At 70.3% G+C, this 25,792-nt stretch carries 21 protein-coding genes; 13 read left to right on the forward strand and 8 right to left on the reverse strand.

Annotation, left to right across the window (positions count from 1 at the left end; all coding sequences use genetic code 11):
- Positions 1–101: 101 nt before the first annotated feature.
- The 5 genes from ACZ6MZ_RS03340 to ACZ6MZ_RS03360 all read right to left on the reverse strand — a co-directional run bounded on the left by ACZ6MZ_RS03340 (position 102) and on the right by ACZ6MZ_RS03360 (position 8,100).
- Entirely contained in the window at positions 102–1,115 is a 1,014-nt protein-coding gene (locus ACZ6MZ_RS03340) for an alpha/beta fold hydrolase (RefSeq protein ID WP_469349513.1), read from the reverse strand.
- On the reverse strand, positions 1,112–1,606 hold the full coding sequence (locus ACZ6MZ_RS03345; RefSeq protein ID WP_384179518.1) for a phage holin family protein: 495 nt from the start codon (positions 1,604–1,606) through the stop codon (positions 1,112–1,114). Before ACZ6MZ_RS03345 ends, ACZ6MZ_RS03340 begins: the two co-directional genes overlap by 4 nt.
- A gap of 66 nt (positions 1,607–1,672) precedes the next feature.
- Positions 1,673–3,070 carry a Na+/H+ antiporter NhaA gene (gene nhaA / locus ACZ6MZ_RS03350; RefSeq protein WP_469349515.1) on the reverse strand — a complete coding sequence of 466 codons (1,398 nt, stop codon included), beginning with the start codon at positions 3,068–3,070 and terminating at the stop codon, positions 1,673–1,675.
- A 188-nt stretch (positions 3,071–3,258) separates the two neighbouring features.
- A complete protein-coding gene (gene acs / locus ACZ6MZ_RS03355; protein ID WP_469349518.1) occupies positions 3,259–5,214 on the reverse strand; it encodes an acetate--CoA ligase in 1,956 nt (651 codons plus the stop codon).
- A gap of 210 nt (positions 5,215–5,424) precedes the next feature.
- Positions 5,425–8,100, reverse strand: a complete 2,676-nt coding sequence (locus ACZ6MZ_RS03360; protein ID WP_469349520.1) for a bifunctional SulP family inorganic anion transporter/carbonic anhydrase — start codon at positions 8,098–8,100, stop codon at positions 5,425–5,427.
- Between the two features lie 308 nt (positions 8,101–8,408).
- Here ACZ6MZ_RS03360 and ACZ6MZ_RS03365 point away from each other — a divergent pair, with 308 nt between their 5' ends.
- Positions 8,409–9,695: a polysaccharide deacetylase family protein gene (locus tag ACZ6MZ_RS03365; protein WP_469349521.1), complete on the forward strand. Its 1,287-nt coding sequence runs from the start codon at positions 8,409–8,411 to the stop codon at positions 9,693–9,695.
- Between the two features lie 90 nt (positions 9,696–9,785).
- On the opposite strand, the gene ACZ6MZ_RS03370 is transcribed toward ACZ6MZ_RS03365, so the two are convergent.
- Positions 9,786–10,778: an ATP-binding protein gene (locus ACZ6MZ_RS03370; protein ID WP_389783085.1), complete on the reverse strand. Its 993-nt coding sequence runs from the start codon at positions 10,776–10,778 to the stop codon at positions 9,786–9,788.
- 96 nt (positions 10,779–10,874) lie between these two features.
- On the opposite strand from ACZ6MZ_RS03370, the gene ACZ6MZ_RS03375 reads away from it, so the two are divergent.
- Complete coding sequence (locus ACZ6MZ_RS03375) at positions 10,875–11,753, forward strand: Fic family protein (RefSeq protein ID WP_389783084.1); 879 nt, start codon at positions 10,875–10,877, stop codon at positions 11,751–11,753.
- Positions 11,754–12,107: 354 nt separating this feature from the next.
- Here ACZ6MZ_RS03375 and ACZ6MZ_RS03380 read toward each other — a convergent pair whose 3' ends face one another.
- A complete protein-coding gene (locus tag ACZ6MZ_RS03380) occupies positions 12,108–12,944 on the reverse strand; it encodes an HAD family hydrolase (protein ID WP_389783082.1) in 837 nt (278 codons plus the stop codon).
- Positions 12,945–13,455: 511 nt separating this feature from the next.
- Between ACZ6MZ_RS03380 and ssd the strand changes: the two genes are divergently transcribed.
- The 7 genes from ssd (at position 13,456) to ACZ6MZ_RS03415 (ending at position 18,439) form a co-directional block, all read left to right on the forward strand.
- Positions 13,456–14,553, forward strand: a complete 1,098-nt coding sequence (ssd, locus tag ACZ6MZ_RS03385; RefSeq protein WP_469349524.1) for a septum site-determining protein Ssd — start codon at positions 13,456–13,458, stop codon at positions 14,551–14,553.
- On the forward strand, positions 14,550–15,713 hold the full coding sequence (locus ACZ6MZ_RS03390) for a TadA family conjugal transfer-associated ATPase (RefSeq protein WP_469349526.1): 1,164 nt from the start codon (positions 14,550–14,552) through the stop codon (positions 15,711–15,713). Before ssd ends, ACZ6MZ_RS03390 begins: the two co-directional genes overlap by 4 nt.
- Positions 15,714–15,724: 11 nt before the next feature.
- A complete protein-coding gene (locus ACZ6MZ_RS03395) occupies positions 15,725–16,591 on the forward strand; it encodes a type II secretion system F family protein (protein WP_389783160.1) in 867 nt (288 codons plus the stop codon).
- Entirely contained in the window at positions 16,588–17,358 is a 771-nt protein-coding gene (locus tag ACZ6MZ_RS03400) for a type II secretion system F family protein (RefSeq protein ID WP_389783076.1), read from the forward strand. Before ACZ6MZ_RS03395 ends, ACZ6MZ_RS03400 begins: the two co-directional genes overlap by 4 nt.
- 82 nt (positions 17,359–17,440) lie before the next feature.
- Positions 17,441–17,638, forward strand: coding sequence for a DUF4244 domain-containing protein (locus ACZ6MZ_RS03405; protein ID WP_389783158.1), 198 nt, complete (start codon positions 17,441–17,443; stop codon positions 17,636–17,638).
- A complete protein-coding gene (locus ACZ6MZ_RS03410) occupies positions 17,625–18,077 on the forward strand; it encodes a TadE family type IV pilus minor pilin (RefSeq protein ID WP_389783075.1) in 453 nt (150 codons plus the stop codon). The genes ACZ6MZ_RS03405 and ACZ6MZ_RS03410 overlap by 14 nt, the downstream gene beginning before the upstream one ends.
- Positions 18,074–18,439 carry an Rv3654c family TadE-like protein gene (locus ACZ6MZ_RS03415; protein ID WP_469349530.1) on the forward strand — a complete coding sequence of 122 codons (366 nt, stop codon included), beginning with the start codon at positions 18,074–18,076 and terminating at the stop codon, positions 18,437–18,439. Before ACZ6MZ_RS03410 ends, ACZ6MZ_RS03415 begins: the two co-directional genes overlap by 4 nt.
- Before the next feature lie 195 nt (positions 18,440–18,634).
- On the opposite strand, the gene ACZ6MZ_RS03420 is transcribed toward ACZ6MZ_RS03415, so the two are convergent.
- Complete coding sequence (locus ACZ6MZ_RS03420; RefSeq protein ID WP_389678313.1) at positions 18,635–21,118, reverse strand: DEAD/DEAH box helicase; 2,484 nt, start codon at positions 21,116–21,118, stop codon at positions 18,635–18,637.
- Positions 21,119–21,197: 79 nt separating this feature from the next.
- Between ACZ6MZ_RS03420 and ACZ6MZ_RS03425 the strand changes: the two genes are divergently transcribed.
- The 4 genes from ACZ6MZ_RS03425 to ACZ6MZ_RS03440 all read left to right on the forward strand — a co-directional run bounded on the left by ACZ6MZ_RS03425 (position 21,198) and on the right by ACZ6MZ_RS03440 (position 25,655).
- Positions 21,198–21,551, forward strand: a complete 354-nt coding sequence (locus ACZ6MZ_RS03425; RefSeq protein WP_003967428.1) for an STAS domain-containing protein — start codon at positions 21,198–21,200, stop codon at positions 21,549–21,551.
- Positions 21,552–21,658: 107 nt separating this feature from the next.
- Complete coding sequence (locus tag ACZ6MZ_RS03430; protein WP_384179655.1) at positions 21,659–22,108, forward strand: ATP-binding protein; 450 nt, start codon at positions 21,659–21,661, stop codon at positions 22,106–22,108.
- Positions 22,109–22,391: 283 nt separating this feature from the next.
- The gene (locus ACZ6MZ_RS03435) at positions 22,392–24,830 is read left to right on the forward strand and encodes a sodium-translocating pyrophosphatase (protein WP_469349531.1); all 2,439 of its coding nucleotides are present in this window, start codon (positions 22,392–22,394) and stop codon (positions 24,828–24,830) included.
- Positions 24,831–25,064: 234 nt separating this feature from the next.
- Positions 25,065–25,655, forward strand: a complete 591-nt coding sequence (locus ACZ6MZ_RS03440) for a small secreted protein (RefSeq protein WP_384179658.1) — start codon at positions 25,065–25,067, stop codon at positions 25,653–25,655.
- Positions 25,656–25,792 lie beyond the last annotated feature (137 nt).

Here is a 25,792-nt window from a genome sequence, read left to right on the forward strand (position 1 = left end):
CGGGATCAGCCGATCGGGGCAGCGGTTCTACCGGGTGCGGTCAGCGATCCAAGCGGCGTGCGTTCAGGGCGTGGTCACGCTCAGCGGTCAGCGGTCAGCGGTCAGCGGTCGGGCTCGGGGTCCTTGAGCCAGTTGATGAGCTCCGCGGAGAACGCCGCCGGGTCCTCCTCGTGCGGGAAGTGCCCCAGACCATCGAACAGCCGCCAACGGTAGGGCGCTTCCACATACTCGGCGGATCCCGCCGTGCTGCGCGTCCGCATCGCCGGATCGAGCGAGCCGTGCAGCTGCAGCGTCGGCACCCGCACCGGCCGTTTCATCCGCCGGTTGAACTGGATGCCGTCAGGACGCGCCATCGACCGCACCATCCAGCGGTACGGCTCGATCGAGCAGTGCGCCGTCGACGGGATCGTCATCGCACGCCGGTAGATCTCGATCGCCTCGTCGTCGGGCGGGCGCGGCCCGGACCAGTCCCGGATCAACCGCCCCACCAGCGCCGCGTCGTCCGCCACGAGTTGACGTTCCGGCAGCCACGGCCGCTGAAAGCCCCAGATGTACGAGCCGGCCCGGCTCTGCGCGAAGTCGGAGAGCATCGCCGAGCGCCAGCGGCGCGGGTGCGGCATGGAGGACACCGCGAGCCGGCGCACCAGCTTGGGCCGCATCACCGCCGCGGTCCAGGCGAGGTAGCCGCCCAGGTCATGGCCGACGAGCGCGGCGTCGGGCTCACCGAGGGAGCGCACCACCCCGGTGATGTCGAGGGCCAGGTTGGCGGGGTCGTAACCCCGCGGCGTACGGTCGCTGCCGCCCACACCCCGGAGATCCATGGCCACGGCGCGGTAACCGGCGTCCGCGAGGGCCGTCAGCTGATGCCGCCAGGTCCACCAGAACTGTGGGAAGCCATGGAGCAGCAACACCAGCGGTCCGTCGCCCACCTCGGCGATATGGAAGCGCGCACCATTGGCCGCCACGTCGCGGTGAGTCCAGGGACCATCAAGACGTACGGCGGAGGACGGCGGCGCACCAGGAGTCGAGCCGGGGGTCCTGCCAGGGGTCCTGCCGGGGGTCGAACCAGAGGTCTTGCCAGCGGTCTTGCCGGGGTCGGAATCAGGGGCGGTCATGCAGACGAGCGTGCCACAGACTTGTTGCGCGCCCCGACCTCGCGGGGGTGGGGCTTCACGTTCTGCAGTACGGCTGCCGTCTCCTTGGCCGAGGCGATGGACTTCTCCGGCGGCTTGACCTTCTTGAACTTCAGTATGGCGAGCCCGGCGAGCAGCCCGGCGAGCACCAGAAACGCTCCGCCCACGATCAGGAACGACCAGACGAGGGCGAGGCCCAGATTGTGGATCCCGTACGCGGCGGCGAAGCTCAGCACCGGCAGGGAGAACAGGGCGAACACTCCCGCGATGGTGATGGCGCCGCCGCCGATCGCCCCGCGCTTGACGTCCTGTCGGATCTCGGCCTTGGCCAGGGCGATCTCGTCGTGCATCAGCGCGGACATCTCGGCGGTCGCCGAGGCGACCAGCTGACCGATGCTGCGGTCGGCGCTGACGACTTCGATCACGGTGCCGGTCCGGACAGTGTCGGCGACTTGCTTGCCGGGGTCGCTCATCGGTGACTCCCTCTTCTCGCTCTTCTCGTCCACGAATCCGTTGCCAGATACGGATCCGTTGTCAGATCATGCCGGACTGTCGCCGTCCTCGCGCGTTGCCCCCGCGTGTTCCGCCAGCCGACGGTGTTCCGCGGCCTTCGCCTCGTAGAGCGCGGCCATGCGCAGGTGATACCCCGGATCGTCCTGTTCATAGATGTCAGGGATGCCGTCCTGGTCCTCGTCGCGCTCCTCGGCCTCGTACAGAGCGCGGTAGGTGCGGACCCGCAGCTTCAGCAGAATGCCGGCGATCACGGCGGCGATCACGGAGCCCGTCAGCACCGCGGCCTTCACCTCGTCGGTGAGGACCGGGTCCGTCGAGAACGCCAGCTCGCCGATGAGCAGCGAGACCGTGAAGCCGATTCCGGCGAGTGCGGCGACGGCGAAGACATCGGGCCAGGCCAGGTCCTCGTTCAGCTCGGCCTTGGTGAAGCGCGCGGCCAGCCACGTACCGCCGAAGATGCCGACAGCCTTGCCGACCACCAGCCCCAGGACGACCCCCAGGGTCTCGGGCTGGGTGAAGACCTCGCGGAGCGCCCCGCCGGACAGCGAGACGCCGGCCGAGAACAGCGCGAACAGTGGCACGGCCAGACCGGCCGAGAGCGGGCGCACCAGATGCTCGATGTGCTCGCCGGGGGAGTGCTCCTCGCCCTCGCGCCGGTAGCAGCGCAGCATCAGGCCCATCGCGACTCCGGCGATGGTGGCGTGGACGCCGCTGTTGTACATCAGGCCCCAGATGACCAGGGCCAGCGGGACGTACACGTACCAGCCGTGCACGCCCTTCCTCAGCAGCAGCCAGAAGACGACGAGACCGACGACCGCACCGCCGAGCGCCGCGAAGTTCAGTTCGCTGGTGAAGAAGACGGCGATGATCAGGATCGCGAAGAGGTCGTCGACCACGGCGAGGGTGAGGAGGAAGGCACGGAGCGCGGAGGGCAGCGAGGTGCCGATGACCGCGAGGACGGCGAGCGCGAACGCGATATCGGTGGCGGTGGGGACGGCCCAGCCACTGAGCGAACCGCCGCTGACCCCGTTGACCAGCACATATACCAGCGCGGGCATGATCATGCCGGAGAGCGCGGCGATGACGGGAAGCGCGGCGGCCCTGGGGTCACGCAGCTCCCCGGCCACCAGCTCGCGCTTGAGTTCGATGCCGGCGACGAAGAAGAAGACGGCGAGCAGGCCCTCGGCCGCCCAGTGCTCGACGGAGAGATCGAGGCCGACCGCGGCGGGTCCGAAGTGGAATGCGCGTACGGAGTCGTAGCCGCCGCTCAGCGGGGTGTTCGCCCAGATCAGTGCGGCGACGGCGGCGACGAGCAGCAGTACGCCACCGACGGTCTCGGTGCGCAGCGCGTCCGCGAGGTAGTTCCGCTCGGGCAGCGGGAGGCGTCCGAGGAACTTACGAGGGGTGGGGCTGGGCGCGGCCACGGGTGGGACCTCCGGGTCGGTTCGGCGGACATGACGAAACACATGCCGACCAGACTTCCCGGCGCACCCAGAATCCCTTGTTGTGTTGTTGACGCGGCGCCTACTTTACCCGGGGCGCGCGGGGGAACGCAGAGCGGGACGCCCGGCATACGCTGCCGGGCGTCCCGCTGTGGGTGTGCGGGTGCCGCTCAGTCCTCGGAGGCGGCTGCGGGAAGCTGGCTCTGGATGAGGTCCATGACGGAGGAGTCCGTGAGCGTCGTGACATCACCGAGCTGACGGTTTTCCGCGATGTCGCGCAGAAGGCGCCGCATGATCTTGCCGGAACGGGTCTTCGGCAGCTCCGCGACCGGGAGGACCCGCTTGGGCTTGGCGATCGGGCCGAGCGTGGTGCCCACGTGGTTGCGCAGCTCGGCCACGAGGCCCGCGTCCTCGGTGGCGGTGCCACGCAGGATGACGAAGGCGACGATGGCCTGGCCGGTGGTCTCGTCGGCGGCGCCGACGACGGCCGCCTCCGCCACCTTGGGGTGCGAGACGAGGGCGGATTCGACCTCGGTGGTGGAGATGTTGTGGCCGGAGACCAGCATGACGTCGTCCACCCGGCCCAGCAGCCAGATGTCCCCGTCGTCGTCCTTCTTGGCGCCGTCGCCGGCGAAGTACTTGCCCTCGAAGCGTGACCAGTAGGTGTCGATGAACCGCTGGTCATCGCCCCAGATGGTGCGCAGCATCGACGGCCACGGCGCGGTCAGGACGAGATAGCCGCCGCCCCCGTTGGGGACCTCGCGGGCCTCGTCGTCGACGACGGTCGCGGAGATTCCGGGCAGGGCCCGCTGGGCGGAGCCCGGCTTGGTCTCGGTGACGCCCGGCAGCGGGGAGATCATCATGGCGCCGGTCTCGGTCTGCCACCAGGTGTCCACGATGGGTGTCTTGCCCGCGCCGATGTGCTCGCGGTACCAGATCCAGGCTTCGGGGTTGATCGGCTCGCCGACCGAGCCCAGCACACGCAGGGAGCTCAGGTCGAACTTGGCGGGGATGTCGTCCCCCCACTTCATGAACGTACGGATCGCAGTGGGCGCGGTGTAGAGGATCGTCACCCCGTATTTCTGGATGATCTCCCAGAAGCGGCCCTGGTGGGGCGTGTCGGGGGTGCCCTCGTACATGACCTGGGTGGCGCCGTTGGCCAGCGGCCCGTACACGATGTACGAGTGGCCGGTCACCCAGCCGATGTCGGCCGTGCACCAGTACACGTCCGACTCGGGCTTGAGGTCGAAGACGGCGTGATGGGTGTAGGCCGTCTGGGTGAGATAGCCGCCCGAGGTATGCAGGATGCCCTTCGGCTTACCCGTGGTCCCCGAGGTGTAGAGGATGAAGAGCGGGTGCTCGGCGTCGAACGCCTCGGGGGTGTGCTCCGGCGACTGCCGGCCCACGATGTCGTGCCACCAGACGTCCCGGGAGTCGTCGAAGGCGGTGTCCTGGCCGGTACGCCGGACCACCAGCACATGCTCGACCTGCGGGCATTTGGCCACGGCCTCGTCGATCGCCGGCTTGAGCGCGGACGGCTTGCCACGGCGGTAGCCGCCGTCCGACGTGATGACCAGCTTGGCGTCCGCGTCCTGGATACGGGAGGCGACCGCGTCGGCGGAGAAGCCGCCGAACACCACGGAGTGCGCGGCTCCGATCCGGGCGCAGGCCAGCATGGCGACCGCGGCCTCGGGGATCATCGGCAGGTATACGGCGACCCGGTCGCCCTTGCGCACGCCCAGTTCGGTCAGCGCGTTCGCCGCGCGGGAGACCTCGTCCTTCAGATCCGCGTAGGTGATCGCACGGCTGTCGCCGGGCTCGCCCTCGAAGTGGATCGCCACGCGGTCGCCGTGGCCGGCCTCCACATGACGGTCGACACAGTTGTAGGCGACATTCAGCTCACCGTCCGCGAACCACTTCGCGAAGGGTGGGTTCGACCAGTCCAGTGTCTCGGTCGGCTCGGTGACCCAGGTGAGTCGCCTCGCCTGCTCGGCCCAGAAGCCAAGCCTGTCCGCCTCGGCCCGCTCGTACGCCTCCGCCGTCACATTGGCGTGCGCGGCCAGCTCGACCGGCGGTGCGAACCGCCGCTCCTCCTTGAGCAGGTTGGCCAGGCTTTCGTTGCTCACGACATCTCCCTTTCCCAGGGGCGTCCTATGTGTCCCGGGCCTAGCTCATCAGGCGGATGCCCGGGTGACAAGGGCCAGCCGGAAATTGGTTTAGACCTGTGCGGGCATGCTCCGGACGGAGTGATCCGTACGCTCCGGAGAAATGGCCCTCCTCCCCGGGGCAGTGGGGAAGGGGGCCACACACTCTCACGGATGCGGTACGGGGATGGTTCAGGCACGCGACGCCGCGAGCGAGGTCGGGGCCACCCGGTTGAACACCTCCTCGTCGCCGCCCCCGTGGCCGGGCGCGACACCGCCTGCCAGCAGATATGCCTGGGCCTCGCCGACATGGAAGTACATCCCGTGCAGCTCGAGCCGGCCCTCGGCGAGCCCGCGCGCCACCGCGTCGTGGGCCCGCAGATGCTCCAACTGCTGGACCACATTGGTCAGACAGAGCTGCTCCACCGCGTCGGCCGGCAGCCGCCCGGCGATCCTGGCCCAGGAGTGGTGCCTGCTCCTCATCCGCTCCAGGCTGGGCAGCCCGTGCCGCAGCCAGCGCCGCAACGGTGTCTGGGGCTCGTCCGGATCGGCGGGTGTGTTCAGGAGGGCGGGTGTGTTCAGCAGGGCCTGCATCGCCCCGCATCCCGAATGCCCGCAGATGGTGATGGACTCCACCTGAAGGACCTCGACGGCGTACTCGATGGCCGCGGCCACCGAGTCGTCCGCGCCGTCCGCTTCCGGCAGCGGCACCAGATTGCCGACATTGCGTACGGTGAAGAGATCGCCCGGTCCGCTGGATGTGATCATGCTCGTGACCAGCCGGGAGTCGGCGCAGGTGAGGAAGAGCTGCGAGGGCCGCTGGCCTTCGCGGGCCAGCCGCGCCAGCTCACCGCGCACCAGCGGAGCCGTGTTGCGCTGGAAAGAGCTGAGCCCGCTGGCCAGTTGGCGACTGCTCGACGTACGGCCCGCTCCGCCGGCCCCCGGCCCTGAGCCCGGCTGACCGCCGTCCGACTGCGAGCCCCCCGACTCCCAGCCGCAGGACTCCCAGCCGTCAGGGTGCGTGCCGTGGGTGTGCGTGCCGTGGGCGTGCGCGCCGTCGGTCGGGCCGGCGCCTGACGGCCCTGTGCCTGACGGCCCTGTGCCTGAAGATCCGGCGCCCGATGATCCCGGGCCTGACGGCCAGGATCCTGGTGGTCCGGATCCGGATCCGGATCCGGACTCCATGGCTCCGGACCGACCGCGGTCCGCATACTCCGCGGCGGGGTGTTCGCCGCAGTGGTGGTTGCGCCACGGCGTCCAGGGCCGGCAGCAGGCGTGCGACTCGTCGGCCGGCTCGGCGATCCGGCCGCCCGCCCGGCCGGTGAACTCGGCCGTACCGCCCTGGGCGATATGCGCGACCTGCCAGTCGTGCAGGGCCTCGTACGCCGCGTGATCCATGAAGGACCCGTCCAGCTCGACGACACAGTCGGCGTCCTGCGGCACCTGATGCAGTATCCGGCTGAGCCTCGGCACGGCGAGGAACGTCAACTGACCGCGGGCCCTGACACGATGGACCCCGTCCTCCTCCTCCACGGTGATGCGCGTCCTGGTCAGCCGGTGCAGCGCGACCGCGACCGCCATCGCGATCCCGAGGACGACACCTTCCAGCACGCCGGTGAACACCACGGCGGTGACCGTCACCGCGTACACCAGCATTTCGCGGTTCCGCTGCACGCTGCGCAGATGCACGAGGTTCACCATCTGGACGCCGACGACCATCACCAGCGCGGCCAGGGCCGCCAGGGGGATCAGATCGAGCACGGGCACCAGCAGCAGGGCCGCGATGGCGACCCACAGACCGTGCAGCATCGTCGAGTGCCGGCTCACACCGCCCGCGGACACATTGGCGGCGCTGCGTACGGCGACCCCGGTGATGGGCAGCCCCCCGAGCGCACCGGAGACGACATTCCCCGCGCCCTGTCCCGCCAGCTCCCGGTCGAGACGGGCTCGTGGAATCTGGACGCGAGGCTCCTTCCTCGCGGCCACCAGCTTGTCCACCGCGACGGCGGAGAGCAGCGATTCGACGCTGGCGACCAGGGTGACGGTGAGCACGGCGGCGAGCAGTCCGAGCATCGGTCCTTCGGGCAGCTCGGGCATCGCATGGCTGCGCCAGGAGGGCAGGTCGACCCGCGCGGGGTTCATTCCGGCGACGACCGCCACGGCGGTCGCGACGGCCACCCCGGCCAGCGTGGCCGGGAGTTTGCGGACGATCCGGCCCGCGCGGCCGGGAATCCGTGGCCAGGCGAGCAGCACCGCGATCGTCACGGCGCTCACCATGAGCGCGCCCGGGTGCAGGTTGGCCAACTGGGCGGGCAGGCCGCGCACATTGTTGACGGCAGAGCTCTGCGGTGTGCCACCGAGAACGATATGGAGTTGGGCGAGGGCGATCGTGACGCCGATGCCGGCGAGCATGCCGTGCACGATCGCCGGGCTGACGGCGAGCGCCGAGCGGGCCACTCGCAACGCCGCGAGTGCGAGTTGAGCGAGGCCGGCGCAGATGGTGAGGGCGCAGGTGGTGCGCCAGCCGTACAGCTGGATGAGGTCGGCCGTGACGACGGTGAGACCGGCCGCGGGGCCACTGACCTGGAGCGGCGCCCCGCCCAGTCGGCCGACGACCAGGCCGCCGACCGCGGCGGCCACCAGGCCCGCCTGGAGCGGTGCGCCGGTGGCGAGCGCGATGCCCAGGGAAAGGGGCAGCGCGATCAGGAAGACAGAGATCGAAGCGGACAGATCGGCTCCCGCGATCCGGAACCCGCTGCCGCCCGGAGGTGGGCTGTGTGGCCGCCGGAAGCGTGAGAAGCGGGATGCGGCTTTGGCGCGGGTGGTGTGAGAAGCGTGATCGGTGTGAGTGGGGACGCAGGCAGGCATATTTTTTTCCCGTCTTTTCCGGGGCAGCGCGGTCGCGGAACGTGGGGTCGCGGCCGTGGGACGGCATGCAGCGGCGGGATGCGTAACTCAACTCTCGGTAAATAGATCGTAATGGAGAGTAAAGGCCAGGATGTGATTTTCCGGGCATATGGGGCAGAGCTTCACTCGGTCTGGTGAATAGTGATTTTGTACGGCTTGTCGCCTCTCCTCCTCTTCCTTCGCAGTGCGACGTTGTCGGCGCTCGGCGCCGTGCCGGTACGTCGCCGCTCGGCACCCCGGTACTGAAACCTGAAGGAAGAGGTGGGCGGATGCTGGCCGCCACAAAGAGAGTCGCCTTCGGTGCCGCCGTCATGGCGTTTGCCGTCGGTCTTGCCGGATGTTCCGGTGCGTCAGGAGGCAAGGGGGGCGTCCAGAAGGGCGACCCCGGAGCCAAGAAGGGGCCCGGAGCCCCCAAGAGCGTCATGCGGCTCATCGGCGACGGCTCGACCGCGTTCACCGGCGCCCAGCCAAATTTGGCCAGGCCGCAGCGCCTGAAGCCGGGTCAGCGGCCCCCGCAGTTCGTGGTGTTCTCCTGGGACGGCGCCGGCGAGGACAGCCAGAAGCTCTTCTCCCACTTCCGTGGCGTGGCCAAGAAGTACAAGACGACCATGACGTACTTCCTGAGCGGCGTATATCTGCTGCCCGAGGAGAAGGCGGCGCTGTACGACCCGCCCCAGCACGAGGCCGGCAGCTCGGACATCGGCTTCAACGACACCCAGGGAATCAAGGACACGCTGCGGGAACTGCGTGGCGCCTGGAATGAGGGCAATGAGATCGGCACCCACTTCAACGGCCACTTCTGCGGCGCGGACGGGGGCGTCGGTACCTGGTCCGTCGACGAGTGGAAGAGCGAGATCAACCAGGCCAAGTCCTTTGTGAAGGGCTGGAAGACGAATGCCGGGCTGAAGAACGAGGCCCCGCTGCCGTTCGACTACGACAAGGAAATGATCGGCGCCCGCACGCCCTGCCTGGAAGGGCAGAAGAACATGATGCTGGCCGCGCGGACGATGGGGTTCCGCTACGACTCCAGCGGCGTCGGCGACCAGGTCTGGCCGAAGAAGAAGGAGGGCCTGTGGGACCTCCCGCTACAGCTGGTGCCGGTGCCGGGCCGCGATTTCGAGACGCTCTCGATGGACTACAACTTCATGTTCAACCAGTCAGGAACGGTCAAGGGCGATCCGTCCCAGCACACGTTCTGGGGCAACCAGATGCGTGACGGCCTGCTCCAGGCCTTCGACCGCTCGTACAAGAAGAACCGCGCCCCGCTGATCATCGGCAACCACTTCGAATCCTGGAACGGCGGCACGTACATGCGCGCCATCGAGGAGACGATCAAGAAGGTCTGCGTCCAGAAGGAGGTGCGGTGCGTGTCGTTCCGTCAGCTCGCCGACTGGCTGGACGTGCAGGACCCGGTGATGCTGGAAAAGCTGCGTGGACTCGACATCGGCCAGGCGCCCAAGGGCGGCTGGGCGCAGTACACGGGCACCGCGCAAGCCGGCCCGAACTCCTCCGCGAGCCCGTCGGGCCACCCGGCGGCCCACCCCGAAAAGCACTGACAGCACCGGCCGCGGCCTCGCGGGGGCGAGGCTGAGGCCGGTCAGCTGAGGCGGATTCCCGCTGCCCGACGGCGAGGCCGGGGCCTTACGTCAGGACGGTTGCGGTACGGCGAGCTCTTCGCTGAGGACGAAGGCGGGGTCGACCTGCGCCGCCAGGTCGACGCCCGTCTTCGCATTGCCCCAGCTCTCCGCGTTCCGGAGATGGAAGTGGACCATCTGCTGCATGTACCGCTCCCAGTCGCGGCGCTCGTACGAGTCCTCCGCCGCGTCCTGGAGCGTCTGCAGCGCGCAGCGGTTGTCCGCCTCCAGGAGTTCGAAGCGGGACGGACGGCCCTTCTCCATCCTGCGGACCCAGTCGGACTGGCCCACGGTGACGAGCAGGTCGTCGCCCACCTCCTCGCGGAGGAAGTCCAGGTCGTCCTGACCCTGGACCTTATTGCCGACGACCTTCAGCGAGACGCCGAAGTCCCGTGCGTACTCCTTGTACTGGCGGTAGACGGACACGCCCTTGCGAGTGGGCTCGGCCACCAGGAACGTCATGTCGAACCGGGTGAACATCCCCGAGGCGAAGGAATCCGAGCCCGCCGTCATATCGACGACCACATACTCGTCGGGGCCGTCGACCAGATGGTTGAGGCACAGCTCGACCGCGCCCACCTTGGAGTGGTAGCAGGCCACCCCGAGATCGGACTCGGTGAAGGGACCGGTGGCCATCAGCCGGATCTCACCGTCGTCGAGCTGGAGGGGGCGGGCGCAGGCCTCGTACACCGGATTGTCCTCGCGGACCCGGAGCAGCCGGGATCCCTCGCCCGGCGGAGTGGTCTTGATCATCGCCTCGGCGGAGGCGATCCGCGGGTTGTTGCCCCGCAGGTAGTCCTTGATCAGCGGGAGGTGCGCACCCATCGCCGGCAGCGCGGTGGCCTGCGCCTCGTCGAGGCCGAGCGCGGCGCCCAGATGCTGGTTGATGTCGGCGTCCACCGCGATGACGGGGGCCTCATTGGCGGTCAGATGGCGGATGAAGAGCGAGGACAGCGTCGTCTTGCCGCTACCGCCCTTGCCCACGAAAGCGATCTTCATGTTCACATAGGGTAGTGGAACACTTGCTCAAAGTGATGGGATTGCGTGAGGAAGACCACTCCAAGGTGGGGCGCGCGCCGTGGGCGCGTAGCCTCCTTACTTATGAGTACGACTGTCTCTGACGGCTCCTTCGCGCCTCGGCCCGAGGATCCCTTGGCCGCGCTGGCCTCCCTGCCGGGCGTCCCCGACGCGGTGGATTCCGTACGTAAGGCCGTCGACCGCGTCTACGGTCACCGCGTGATGCGGCGGCGCAGCAACGAGGTCACTTCGGAGGCGGCGTTGCGCGCCGCGCGCGGCTCCGCGGCGCTGTCCGGCGCCGACTGGGCGCTCGAAGAGGTGCGCCGCCGCAGCGACTTCGGCTCGGAGGCGGAGGCCCGTACGGTCGGCGCGGCGTTGAGGCTGACCGCCGAGGCCGGTCAACTTCTGTCCATCTGGGGGCAGTCGCCGGTGCGCGTGCTGGCCAGGCTGCATCTGGTGGCCGCGGGTGGCGCGGGTGTCCCTGGCGAGACGGTGGGGCGGCCCCGGCTGGCGGGCGAACCGGTCACCGAGGTGCCGGGGGCCGACGTGGCCGGACCGCTGATCGAGGCTCCGCTGCCGGGTGCGGACGAGGTCGCGGGACGGCTGGACGGACTGTCGGGGCTGGTGATCGCGGCGAGTGTGGCGCCGGCGCTGGTGACGGCGGCGGTGGTGCACGGTGAACTGCTGGCGCTGCGCCCCTTCGGCTCGTACAACGGCTTGGTGGCACGGGCGGCGGAACGCGTCGTGCTGATCGGCAGCGGCCTCGACCCCAAGTCGGTCTGCCCGGCGGAGGTCGGCCATGCGGAGCTGGGACGCGCGGCGTACGCGGCCGCGTTCGACGGCTATCTGTCGGGAACCCCGGACGGTATGGCGGCGTGGATCACCCACTGCGGACGCGCGGTCGAGCTGGGTGTGAGGGAATCAACGGCCGTCTGCGAGGCGCTTCAGCGCGGCGCGGCCTGAACAGGGTTGCGGCGGCACCTTGCTGGGTGCCGCCGCTGGCATGTCCACGGGGTTACCAAGCGTCCTCGTAATGTTGCCCATCAGGTCGGGTGCTTTGCCCGTCACCTGGTGCGGCTGGCCCGTATTCGACGGGTCGACGTCGCGTGGGTGCTCCGTGTCCATGCTCGGTCCGTGGGGCCTGATGCGTTAACAGGTAGTCCTCTCGGACGTCCTTGGTCTCGCGGGCCGTTGAATCCTTTGTACTCCTGTCCACAGGGATGCGGAACCCCTGGCTGCACTTCTTTACTTTCAGGTTCAAATAGGGGCGAAACGGTCACGTGTTGACGGTTGAGGCCGGGGAGTGGCGGGTGCCGGTCAGACCGGTGTGGCCTGCCGGCGTCGGCTGGCGTACCAGACCAGTCCGGCCGTCGCGGCCGCCGCGCCCACCGCTGCTGCCGCGACCAGTGCCGGGCGGGGCGGCATGGAGAAGGCGGGCAGGCGCCGCTTGAGCCGGACGGGCCGGTTGAAGACGAGAATCGGCCATCCGCGCGCCGTCGCCTCGCGCCGCAGCCCACGGTCCGGGTTGACCGCGTAGGGGTGGCCGACCGCCTGGAGCATCGGCACATCGGTGATGGAGTCGCTGTAGGCGTAGCAGCGGGACAGGTCGTATCCCTCGGACTTGGCGAGTGCCTTGACCGCCTCGGCCTTGGTCGGCCCGTACGCGTAGTACTCGACCTCGCCCGTGAAGCAGCCGTCGGCGCCGACGGCCATCCGGGTGGCCACCACCCGGTCGGCGCCGAGCAGCTCGCCGATCGGTTCGACGACCTCCGCACCCGAGGTGGAGACGATCACCACATCGCGTCCTGCGGTGTGGTGTTCCTCGATGAGGGACGCGGCCTCGTCGTAGATGATCGGGTCGATCAGGTCGTGCAGTGTCTCGGCGACGATCTCTTTGACCTGTTGGACGTTCCAGCCCTTGCAGAGTGCGGAGAGGTACTCCCGCATTCGCTCCATCTGGTCGTGATCGGCACCTCCGGCGAGGAAGACGAACTGCACGTATGCGGTGCGCAGTACGGCACGGCGGTTGATCAGGCCGCCTTGGTAGAAGGACTTGCTGAAGGTCAACGTCGATGACTTCGCAATGACCGTCTTGTCCAGGTCGAAGAAGGCTGCTGCACGCGGCAAGGAGTGGTTTTCCACGAGGTCGAGCATATGCGCCCACCATTCGGCGTAAGCTCGGGCGCGTGGGTTTGCCTGAGAAGGCTCTCGGGTACACCATGGAAGTCACGGATCGTTCGCGACCGTGCTAACCCGGTCCGGCTCCTCCCCCCCCGAGTCGGCCGTGGGGACGACCCCCGCTCTCCCCCCCGGCGGGGGTCGTCGCATGTCCGGACGCGTTTTCGGTCTTGAATCAAGGCGTGCTCCCCCCTGACGGCCCCGTGTGCGGGGACCTCGCACCATTGATACCCGTCACCGTGCGTGGCGGACGCGCTGCTCTCCGGAAGTCACTGGTATGAGCGAGCCGGATATTCACAACCGCTGAGTTGTCCACAGTTTTCAAGCAAGATCCACACGATTTCCCGTTCCACTGCACGGTGATTCCAGCCGCGAAGTTCGCGGAAGCCGGAATCGCAGATACCGGATCAGTGCGAGATCGCGCAGAGAAGCGCTCGCAGATCACGGATCGAAGCAGGGATAGGGGGCGTAGATCGTGGCTGGATCCATGACATCCGATCGGTCGCGGGTCGCCGAAGGGCGCCGGGCGGGACCGCTGATCCTCACCGAGGATGTGGAGCTGCTCGACGATCTGCTGCGGCTCTGTGCCGCGGCGGGCGCCGAGCCGGAAGTGCACCACTCGGTGCCGGAGCGGAAGGGGAGCTGGGAGGACGCGCCGATGGTCCTCGTCGGGGACGACGCGGCGGCTCGCTGCCGTGGCGCCACCCGAAGGCGGGGCGTGATGCTCGTCGGGCGGGACCAGGACGACCCGGGCGTGTGGCGGCGGGCGGTGGAGATCGGAGCCGACTGTGTGCTGCGGCTGCCCGACGCGGAAAGCTGGCTCGTCGACCGGATCGCGGATGCCGCCGAGGGCGTGGGCCGGCCGGCGCTCACCGTCGGCGTGATCGGCGGGCGGGGCGGCGCAGGGGCCTCGACGCTGGCCTGTGCCCTGGCCGTCACCGCGGCGCGCGCCGGTCGGCGCACGATGCTCATTGACGGCGATCCGCTCGGCGGCGGGCTCGATGTGCTGCTCGGGGGAGAGCAGGCGGAGGGCAGGCGGTGGCCGGATTTCGCAGCTTCCAAGGGGCGGGTCGCGGGCGGTGCGCTGGAGGAGTCGCTGCCCCGGCTGCATGAGCTGCGGGTGCTCAGCTGGGATCGTGGAGATTCGGTGGTGGTCCAGCCGGAAGCGATGCGGTCGGTGCTCGCCGCCGCCCGCAGACGTGGTGGCGTTGTGGTCGTGGATCTTCCCCGTCGGGTCGACGAGGCCGTGGCGGAGGCCCTGGCACAGCTGGATATGGGGTTACTGGTGGTCCCCGCCGAGCTGCGGGCCGTCGCGGCGGCCGGACGGGTGGCCTCGATGGTGGGCATGGTGCTGCGGGACCTGCGGGTGGTGGTCCGCGGTCCGTACGCGGCCGGGCTGGACGAGCAGTGGATCGCCGCTGCGCTCGGGCTCCCGCTGGCCGGCGAACTTCCCCTGGAGGCGGGCCTCTCGGAGGCGCAGGACGGCGGGGCGCCGCCGGGATCCCGGGCGCGCGGACCACTGGCCGCGTTCTGTACGGCCTTCTGGGAGCGGGCGCTGGCCGGCGACGGGAGCGTGACGTCATGACCGGCGCGACGGCTGCCGGCGGGCTGCTCGATGCCGTACGGCAGCGGCTCGCGGAGAGCGGGGAGGATCCGACACCGGCGCGCGTGGCGGCGGCGTTACGGGCTCAGGGGCGGCTGCTCGGCGACACGGAAGTGCTCGGCGCCGCCGAGGAGTTGCGGTGCGAGCTGGTGGGGACGGGGCCGCTGGAGCCATTGCTCGCTGACCCGTCGGTGACGGATGTGCTGGTCTCCGCACCCGACCGGGTGTGGGTGGACCGGGGCGGCGGCCTTGAGCTCACCACCGTGTCGTTCGCCGACGCCGCGTCCGTACGGAGGCTGGCGCAGCGACTCGCGGCCGTGGCCGGGCGGCGGCTGGACGACGCCAGACCCTGGGTGGACGCCCGGCTGCCCGACGGGACACGGATGCACGCCGTGCTACCGCCGGTGGCGGTCGGCTCGACCTGTCTGTCGCTGCGGGTGGTGCGTACGAAAGCGTTCTCACCGGCGGAGCTGACCGCGGCGGGGACCGTACCGCCGGGCGGGGAGCGGGTGCTGCGAGCGCTGATCGAGGCCCGGCTGTCGTTCCTGATCAGTGGAGGTACGGGCACCGGGAAGACAACGCTCCTGTCCACCCTTCTCGGGCTGGTCGGGCAGCGCGAACGGATCGTACTGGCCGAGGATTCCGCGGAGTTGAGGCCTGACCACCCGCATGTGGTGCGGCTGGAAGGACGGCCGGCGAACCAGGAGGGAGCGGGCCTGGTGACCCTGCGGGACCTGGTCCGGCAGGCGCTGCGGATGCGGCCGGACCGGCTGGTCGTCGGTGAGGTGCGCGGTTCCGAGGTCACCGAACTGCTCGCCGCTCTGAACACGGGGCACGAAGGCGGCTGCGGGACCGTGCACGCCAATACGGCGGCGGACGTCCCCGCGCGCCTGGAGGCCCTCGGGACGGCGGCGGGCCTCGACCGGGCGGCTCTGCACAGTCAGCTGGCCGCCGCGCTGTCGGTCGTGATCCATCTCGTACGGGACCGGAGCGGGCGGCGGCGGATCGCCGAGGTGCATGTGCTGGAGCGGGACGCCGCGGGGCTGGTGGTGCCGGTGCCCGCGCTGCGCTGGGGCGCGGAGGCGTTCGCGTACGAGCAGGGCTGGCCGCGGCTGCGGTCGCTGATCGGGGGTGCGCTGTGACGACGGCCTTCATGTCGTTCGTCGCGTGTGCGGCGGCGGTGTGCGCGGGGGCGGCGGCCTGGCTGACGGCCGGTCATGAACGTGGGCTGCGACGGGCCAGGCTGCTGCTCGCGGAATTCGGCCGGGCGGACAGCGACGTACCGGGGGCACCGCCGTGGGAGCGATGGCTGCCGCGAGCTCGCGGGTGGGCGAGGGGGCTGCGCGGGGAGTGGCTCTGTCTGCCGGTGGCGGTGGTGCTCGCCGTGCTGGGCGAGTCGGTGCTGCCGCTGATCGGGGGCGCGCTGGCGGTGCCGCTGGTGGGACGGCGACTGCGGGCCAGGGAGCGGCGGAGGGCACAGGAGCGGCGGGCCGATGCAGTCGTCGCGCTGTGCGGCGCGGCAGCGGGCGAGCTGCGAGCCGGTCAGCAGCCGCTGCAGGCGCTGCTGACCGCCGCGGGGCCCACCGGTGGCCTGGGAGGCGCGGAGGCCGCTGTGCTGGCCGCTGCGCGGTTCGGCGGCGACGTACCCGATGCGCTGCGGCAGGCGGCGCGTGAGCCGGGGGCGGACGGCCTGGCGGGGCTCGCGGCCTGCTGGCGGGTCGCCGTGGACGGTGGAGCGGGCCTTGCCGCCGGGCTGGACCGCCTGGAGGCGGCGCTGCGGGCGGAGAAGGACCAGCGGGAAGGACTGCGAGCCCAGTTGGCGGGGGCCTGGTCGACGGTCGTGGTGCTCGCGCTGCTTCCGGTGGTGGGCCTGGTGATGGGCTGGGCGCTCGGCGCCGACCCGTTGCGCGTGCTGCTGCACACCCCGGCCGGCCTGGGATGTCTGGCGGCGGGCGCGCTGCTGGAGGGTGCGGGCCTGTGGTGGGCCGGCCGGATCGTACGGGTGGGGGAGACGTCGTGACCGGGGAGTTCGCTCACGGGCTGTGGGTGACGGTGGCGGTGCTCGCCGCCGTCGGGTGCCTGGCCTTCGCGGTGGCGGCGGGGCGGCGCGAACGGCGAGTGCGGGGGCAGCTCGCGGCCCTGCTGGTGGTCGACCGCGGCCGGCGGCGTCAGAGGCCGGAGGCCACGGCGTGGGCGCGGCGGTGGGGCCCGCCGCTCGGCGCGCTCGTCACCGGCTACGTCCTGGTCGGCGGGGTGGCCGGCTGGGCGGTGGGGTTCGCCGTGGCGTACGGCCTCCGGAGGTGGCTGCGCACCAGGAAGCCGGACGGCCGTATCCGGACCGAGGAGACGGTGCGTCAGCTTCCGCTCGCCGCCGACCTGCTGGCCGCCTGCGTCGCCGCCGGAGCAGGACCGCGTGACGCGGCCGAGGCGGTGGGTGAGTCGCTGGGCGGGCCCGTCGGTGACCGGCTGGCCCGGACGGCGGCAGAGATCCGGCTCGGCGGCGAACCGGCCGAGGCGTGGGGGCGGTTCGGGGCGATACCGGGCGCGGCGGGACTGGCCCGTTGTCTGGAACGGGCCGGGGCCACGGGAGCACCTGCGGCGGAACCGGTGTCCCGGCTGGCCGAGGGCTTCAGGGCGGAGCGGGCCCGAGTCGCCGTGGCCAAGGCGCAGCGGGCCCAGGTGCTGATCACCGCGCCGGTCGGGCTGTGCTTTCTGCCCGCCTTTCTGGCGGTCGGGGTGGCGCCGGTGGTCATCGGCCTGGCGAGCGGGCTGCTGAGCGGCAACTGACGTCGGTCGGCAGATCGTTTTCGCCGAGCGATTGCTCTTGATTTCCAATGATTTCTACGGGGAGACAAGCATGTGGACAAAGATGCGACAAATGCGACAAATGAGGCGGGTATGGCTGTGTCGGATGCGTACGGATTCGGGGATGACGACGTCCGAGTACGCGGTGGGGACGATCGCGGCCTGCGCGTTCGCGGCGGTGCTCTACAAGGTGGTTACGAGCGGACCCGTGTCGGAGGCGTTGGAATCGCTGATCGCGAAGGCACTCAATGCGCAGTTCTGAGGCGGTCGGCGTGTCCCCTGGCCGCACTGGACGGGGAGACCGAGGCGCCGGGGGCCACGGGCGCGATCGTGGGTCCGTGACGGCGGAGGCGGCTGTGGCGGTGCCGGCGCTGGTGGTGTTCGCCCTGGCCCTGGTCTGGGCTCTGACAGCGGCCTCCGCCCAGATCCAGTGCGTGGACGCGGCACGTGCGGGGGCGCGGGCGGCCGCCAGGTCCGAGCCACGGGCCGCGGCGCTGGACGCCGCCCGCTCGGCCGCCCCGAAGGGGGCCAGGGTCACGCTGGGGCGTACGGACGATCTGTGGCGCGTGCGGGTGGAGGCCCCTACGCCGGGGCCGGGCGGGCTGGCCCTGACGCTCACCGCGGAGGCGGCCGCCCCGGCGGAGGATGTCCCGGTGGCGGACGCCGTCGGAGGGCCGGGCCCGGTGGAGGCGGCGCCATGACCAGGGACCGGGGCTCGGCGACGGTATGGGTGGCCATGGCGGCGACGACGATGTGTGTGGTGTTCGCGGTGGTGCTCGCCATGGGCCAGGCGGTCGTCGCCCGTCACCGGGCGGGCGCGGCCGCGGACCTGGCGGCTCTCGCCGCGGCGGACCATGCGCTCCGGGGCCCGGCGGAGGCCTGCCGCGGAGCGGCCGAGGTGGCGGCGGCGCAGGGGGCGGAGGTGGTGCGGTGCGCGCTGAGCGGGGAGATCGCGGATGTGACGGCGCGGGCCCGCTTCGGACCGTACGCCCCCACGGTCAGGGCACGGGCGGGGCCGCCGCTCGCGCCGCCGGGCCCGGCGCCGACGGAGGCCATGCCGTGAAGTGGAGGCCGCGCCGTGAAGTGACGATGCCTAGGTCCTGTCCGGTCGATCTTCGTGGATCAGCCCGCGGCGTCCGGTGCGGTGGATCGCAAGGCGGAGGATCGTCCTCGTACTGGACGTACTTGGACGACTCCGACAACGCGGCGAGGTGCCGTGCCGGGCGTCGCGGGCCCGCGAAGATCGACCGGACAGGGCCTAGCCCACCGGGGGTGCGACCGGCGTTTGCGCCGCGTCCGGCGCGCATCTGAGCAGCTCGGCCAGGAGCCGTACGGCGCCTCGCTTGTGCAGGGGATCGTTCCCGTTGCCGCACTTGGGGGACTGGATGCAGGACGGGCAGCCGGCGTCGCACTCGCAGGAGGCGATGGCCTCGCGGGTGGCTGTGAGCCACTCACGGGCCGTGTGGAAGGCCCGCTCGGCGAATCCCGCGCCGCCGGGATGGCCGTCGTACACGAAGACGGTCGGCAGCAGGGTGTCCGGGTGGAGCGGCACGGACACGCCGCCGATGTCCCAGCGGTCGCAGGTGGCGAAGAGCGGGAGCATCCCGATGGAGGCGTGTTCGGCGGCGTGCAGCGCGCCCGCCAGCTGCTCAGGGTTGACGCGGGCGGCGTCCAGCTGGTCCTCGGTGACCGTCCACCACACGGCCCGGGTGCGGAGTGTCCGCGGTGGCAGATCGAGTTTGCTCTCGCCGAGCACCTCGCCGGTGATGAGTCTGCGACGCAGGAAGGAGACGACCTGGTTGGTGACTTCGACGGAGCCGTAGCAGAGGCGTCCGTCGCCCCAGGGGATTTCGGTGTCGGTTTCGAGGACGGAGATGGCGGTGGTGTCGCGGGCGGTGGTGGAGTACGGCGGATTCGCCTCCTCGACGAGGGCGACCGAGTCCGCGAGATCCAGCCGCTTCACCAGATAGGTGCGGCCCTGGTGCAGATGGACGGCTCCGTCGTGGACGGCGGTGTGGGCGGCCGGTTCGTCGACGGTGCCCAGCAGCCGGCCGGTCGCCGCCTCGACGATCTGGACGGGACGGCCGCCCTCGCCCCGGATGTCGGTGAGGTCGGCGGCCCGTTCGCGGCGGGTCCAGTACCAGCCGGAGGCGCGGCGCCGCAGCAGCCCCGCGGTCTCCAGCTGCGGGAGCAGGTCGGGGGCGGCCGGGCCGAAGAGCGTCAGATCGGCTTCGGTGAGCGGGAGTTCGGCGGCGGCCGCGCACAGATGGGGGGCGAGGACGTACGGGTTGTCCGGGTCGAGCACGGTGGACTCGACGGGCTGCTGGAACAGCGCCTCGGGGTGGTGGACCAGGAAGGTGTCCAGCGGGTCGTCCCTGGCGACCAGGACGGCCAGGGCTCCCTGCCCGGAGCGGCCGGCCCGGCCCGCCTGCTGCCACAGGGAGGCGCGGGTGCCCGGGTAGCCGGCGATCACGACGGCGTCCAGGCCCGAGACGTCGATGCCGAGTTCCAGGGCGGTGGTGGCGGCGAGGCCGAGAAGCTCGCCGGAGTGCAGGGCGTTCTCCAGGGCGCGGCGTTCCTCGGGGAGGTAGCCGCCGCGGTAGGCGGCGACCCGGCGGGCCAGGGAGCGGTCTACCTCGGCCAGGCGTTCCTGGGCGATGACGGAGACGAGTTCGGCGCCGCGACGGGAGCGTACGAAGGCGACCGTGCGGACACCCTGGAGGGTCAGGTCGGTGAGGAGATCGGCGGTCTCGGCGGTGGCGGTACGGCGCACGGGCGCGCCCTTCTCGCCATGGAGGTCGGTGAGCGGGGGCTCCCAGAGGGCGAAGACCAGTTCGCCGCGTGGGGAGGCGTCGTCGGCGACCTCGTGGACGGGCAGGCCGGTGAGCCGGCCGGCGGCCAGCGCGGGTTCCGCGGCGGTGGCGGAGGCGAGCAGGAAGACCGGATTCGCACCGTAGCGGGCGCATACGCGGCGGAGCCGGCGCAGCACCTGGGCCACGTGCGAGCCGAAGACGCCGCGGTAGGTGTGGCACTCGTCGATGACGACATAGCGCAGGGAGCGCAGGAAGGAGGCCCAGCGGGGGTGGGACGGGAGTATGCCCCGGTGCAGCATGTCTGGGTTGGTCAGCACGTAGTTGGCGTACTGGCGGACCCATTCACGCTCTTCGACGGGGGTGTCGCCGTCGTAGACCGCGGGGCGCACCCGGGTGCCGAGCGGGGCGGCGAGCGCCTTGACGGCGCGGCGCTGGTCGGCGGCGAGGGCCTTCGTCGGGGCGAGGTAGAGCGCGGTCGTGCCCCGGCCGTTGGGGGCCTCGGAGCCGTCGAGGAGCGTGGACAGTACGGGAGCGAGGTAGGCGAGGGACTTGCCGGAGGCGGTGCCGGTGGCGATGACGACCGACTCGCCGTCCAGGGCGTGCTCGGCGGCGGCTGCCTGGTGGGCCCACGGATGGTCGATCCCGGCCTGCTGAATGGCATTGATCACTTCTCCCCGAATGCGATCGGGCCAGACCGCATGACGGCCCGCACGCGGGGGCAGGTGCTCCGTATGGGTGATGCGCGCAGCACGGCCCGCCCCTGCGGCGAGCCGGTCGAGGACCGTGCCGGGAGAGGGGCGGTCGCCCCCGATGTCGGGGGGTCCACTGGGGCGGTGATTCCGGGCCATCGGCATCGAGTCTGTCACTGGCGTGACGGACAATGGTCCCAAGGCGTCGTGCACGGCCGTCGGTAAGTGATTGAATGCCATCGCGGCTGGCGATACGTCCCCTGGCTCCGTCGGGGAGACCCGAGGGGCGACCGCTCGATAGCAAGGTGCTGGAGGATCCGTGGACCTGTCCCTGTCGACTCGCAATGTGTCCGGCCCTGGTGGCGACCGTACGGTCGTCGAGGTCGGTGGCGAGATTGATGTTTATACCGCGCCCAAGCTGCGCGAGCAGTTGGTCGAGTTGGTGAATGACGGCAGCTACCACCTGGTTGTCGACATGGAAGGCGTGGACTTCCTGGACTCGACCGGCCTCGGCGTGCTTGTGGGCGGCCTGAAGCGTGTGCGCGCCCATGAGGGTTCGCTGCGTCTCGTCTGCAACCAGGAGCGCATTCTCAAGATCTTCCGGATCACCGGTCTGACCAAGGTGTTCCCGATCCACACCACGGTCGACGAGGCCGTGGCGGCCACCGACTGAGGTCGGCCCGCAGCCTTCCGGAGGAAAGGGCAGGGGCACCGGGCGTCATGCCCGGGTGCTCGGGTCCGTGAGTATGCACGCTCGTACGTTCGTTCGAGGGGGATCGCATGGCCACCGTTGAACTCCGCTTCAGCGCCCAGCCCGAACATGTCAGGACGGCCCGTCTGGTGGCGGCCGCCGTGGCACGCCGGGCCGGCGTCGATGAAGCTGTGTTGGACGAGGTCAGACTCGCGGTCGGTGAAGCATGCAGCCGAGCCGTCGGGCTGCACCGCAGTCATGGCATCACCGCCCCGGTGAGAGTCGTGCTGACCGAGGAGGAGAAGAACTTCTCCATCGAGGTCGGCGACGGAGTGCCGGGTGCGGGCAGTGGTGCCGGCGCCCCGGAGCGCGAGGGAGCGCCCACGGGCGATCTCTACGACAGCGACCCCGAGGGTGAGGACGAGATGGGTCTCGCGGTCATCAGCGGGCTCGTCGACGATGTCCAAGTCACCTCGGGCGACGACGGTGGCGTTATCCGCATGAGCTGGCCGACGGCGCAGGCCGTCGCGCTGCCCTGACCCGCGTCGATCGGCCCCCCTCGGCCGGTGGCCCGTAAACGGGTGATCAATTTTTAAGAAAGGCCCTGCTGAGCAGGGCCTTTCTTATTTCCGTAGATCGTCGATCACCTATCAATGCGTTTATCCCATTACTCATTCCGAGGTCATTTCCGGAATGATTTTCAGGGTGCGATCATTTGCTGACCAATAAGTCAAGGTCAATTACATGTGGCGTGCTCTGTTTTGATCAGGCTCCGCTCCCTACAATCCGTCCATCTTGAGCGCTGAGCGTCAAGGAGGACGAATGGCGGGATACTTCCATCCACAACTGTCCGAGCACCCCACTTCTCTCGCGGCCGCGATACTCACGGACGGCAACCGGCTGATCGTGATCGTCATCGCGGTCGTCGCGCTGGCGGCGCTGCTCGTCGCCCAGCTGCTGGTGCGTCAGGTACTGGCGGCCGACGAGGGCACCGATTCCATGAAAGAGATCGCGGCAGCCGTACAGGAAGGCGCGAATGCCTATCTGGCCAGGCAGTTGCGCACCCTCGGCGTCTTTGCCGTCGTGGTGTTCTTCCTGCTGATGCTGCTTCCGGCCGATAACTGGTCGCAGCGCGCCGGACGTTCGCTGTTTTTCCTGGTGGGTGCGCTTTTCTCGGCGGCCACCGGTTACATCGGCATGCGTCTGGCCGTACGCAGCAATGTGCGAGTGGCCGCGGCCGCGCGCGAGGCGACGTCGGCGGAAGACGGCCAGGAAAAGGATCTGACGTCCCCCGACGGCCGGGCCGGCTCAATGCTCGCCGCGCACAAGGCGATGAAGATCGCATTCCGTACGGGTGGCGTGGTCGGCATGTTCACGGTGGGCCTCGGCCTGCTCGGTGCCTCCTGCGTGGTCCTCGTCTACGCCGCCGACGCCCCCAAGGTCCTGGAGGGCTTCGGGCTCGGCGCCGCGCTGATCGCCATGTTCATGCGTGTCGGCGGCGGCATCTTCACCAAGGCCGCCGACGTCGGCGCCGACCTGGTCGGCAAGGTGGAGAAGGGCATCCCCGAGGACGACCCGCGCAACGCCGCGACCATCGCCGACAACGTGGGCGACAACGTCGGCGACTGCGCGGGCATGGCGGCCGACCTCTTCGAGTCGTACGCCGTGACGCTCGTCGCCGCGCTGATCCTCGGCAAGGCGGCGTTCGGGGACTTCGGGCTCGCGTTCCCGCTGATCGTTCCCGCGATCGGTGTGGTCACCGCGATGATCGGCATCTTCGCCGTCGCCCCGCGACGCGCCGACCGCAGCGGGATGAGCGCCATCAACCGCGGATTCTTCATCTCCGCGGTGATCTCGCTCGCCCTGGTGGCCGTGGCGGCCTTCGTCTACCTGCCGTCCTCGTACGCCGAGCTGGACGGGGTCACCGAGGAGTCGATTCTCACGCACGGCGGTGATCCGAGGGTGTTCGCGCTGCTCGCGGTCGCCATCGGGATCGTGCTAGCGGCCCTGATCCAGCAGCTCACCGGCTACTTCACCGAGACCACCCGGCGCCCGGTCAGGGACATCGGCAAGTCCGCCCTGACCGGCCCCGCCACCGTCGTCCTCGCGGGCGTCGCCATCGGTCTGGAGTCCGCGGTCTACACCGCGCTGCTGATCGGTCTCGCGGTGTACGGGGCGTTCCTGCTCGGCGGTACGTCGATCATGCTCGCCCTCTTCGCGGTGGCCCTGGCGGGTACCGGCCTGCTGACCACCGTCGGCGTCATCGTCGCCATGGACACCTTCGGCCCGGTCTCCGACAACGCCCAGGGCATCGCCGAGATGTCCGGCGACGTCCAGGGCGCGGGCGCTCAGGTGCTCACCGACCTCGACGCCGTCGGCAACACGACGAAAGCCATCACCAAGGGCATCGCCATCGCTACGGCCGTACTCGCCGCGGCGGCGCTCTTCGGCTCGTACCGCGACGCCATCGCCACGGCCGTCGCGGACGTGGGAACCAGGGCCAACGGGCTGACGCTCAGTCTGGACATCTCCCAGCCCAACAATCTGGTGGGGCTGATCCTCGGCTCCGCGGTCGTCTTCCTCTTCTCGGGGCTGGCGATCAACGCGGTCTCGCGGTCGGCCGGCGCTGTGGTCTACGAGGTGCGGCGGCAGTTCCGCGAGCACCCCGGGATCATGGACTACACCGAGAAGCCGGAGTACGGCCGCGTCGTCGACATCTGTACCAAGGACGCGCTCCGTGAGCTGGCCACCCCGGGTCTGCTCGCCGTTCTCACGCCGATCGCGGTGGGCTTCGCGCTCGGTGTCGGAGCGCTCGGTTCGTTCCTCGCCGGCGCCATCGCCACCGGGACTCTGATGGCGGTCTTCCTCGCCAATTCCGGAGGCGCCTGGGACAACGCCAAGAAGCTGGTCGAGGACGGTCACCACGGCGGCAAGGGCAGCGAGGCCCATGCCGCCACGATCATCGGCGACACCGTCGGCGACCCGTTCAAGGACACGGCGGGCCCCGCCATCAACCCGCTGCTGAAGGTGATGAACCTGGTCGCGCTGCTCATCGCCCCGGCGGTCGTGCAGTTCAGCTACGGGAGCGACGCCAGCGCCGGCCTCCGCGCGCTGGTGGCGGTCCTCGCCCTGGCCGTCATCATCGGCGCGGTGTACGTCTCCAAACGGCGCTCGGTCACCGTGGACGGCGGGGGCGACGACGGAGGAGACGATTCCGGCGGCGGGACCAAGGAGTCGCCCGACCCGGTGGTGGCTTCCTGACGCCAGGCCGGCATCCGTGACAGCGGGGGGTGGGCGGCGTGGATCGACGCGCCGCCCGCTCGCCGGTGCTCCAGGGGTCGCGCGGCGGGCTCAAAGCGTCGCGAGGCGAGCGTGAGGTGTCTCTCCCTTGGTGCAAATGGCTTCAATAGCCCATGAACCGGACGTCCCGCGCATGGTTGTCGCCCACTTGGCGTGTAAGTTCCGGGGCCGAGAGCCTTGGAAGGGACCAATCCGGTGAACAAGAAGCTTGTGGCCGCGCTGTCCGGCGGTGCCGTACTGCTCATGGCGCTGTCTGGCTGCAGCGGCGATGACAGCAACAGCCGAGTGAACGACTGGGCCAAGAAGGTCTGTGACCAGGTCCAGCCCGAGCTGACGAAGATCGCGGGTGCCAATACCTCCATCCAGCAGGCGACCTCGGACAGCAGCAAGCCCGCTGCGGTCCAGGAGACCGACTCCGCGGCCTTCCAGTCCATTTCCGGCGCCTACAAGGCGCTGGGTTCCGCCGTGGACAGCGCGGGGGCGCCGCCCGTCACTGAGGGCGAGAAGACCCAGCAGGAGGCGGTCAAGGAGCTCAACTCCACTGCGGCGTCGTACGCGGACCTCAAGTCGAAGGTGGACGCGCTCGACACCAAGGACCAGGCGAAGTTCGCCGACGGACTGAAGGGCGTCGCGGACGAGCTGGACAAGCTCAGCAAGAGCGGTGACCAGGCACTCCAGAAGCTCCAGTCAGGGGACGTGGGCAAGGCGATGGCGAAGCAGACCGGCTGCCAGAAGCCGCCGCAGTCGGCGGGCGGCGCGGCCGCTACCCCGTCGGCCGGCAGCTGATCGTGACGGGTCCGGCAGCACCCGACGGCTCTGCGCCGTAACCGTTGCCGTCGCCCGGCGTGGCGATCCACGGCATCCGCTCTCGGACGCTCTCGAACGCGGTACTGCGGCCCGATACCCCGAAACGGGTGCCGGGC

The sequence above is a fragment of the Streptomyces sp. NPDC042201 genome, from assembly GCF_055582185.1.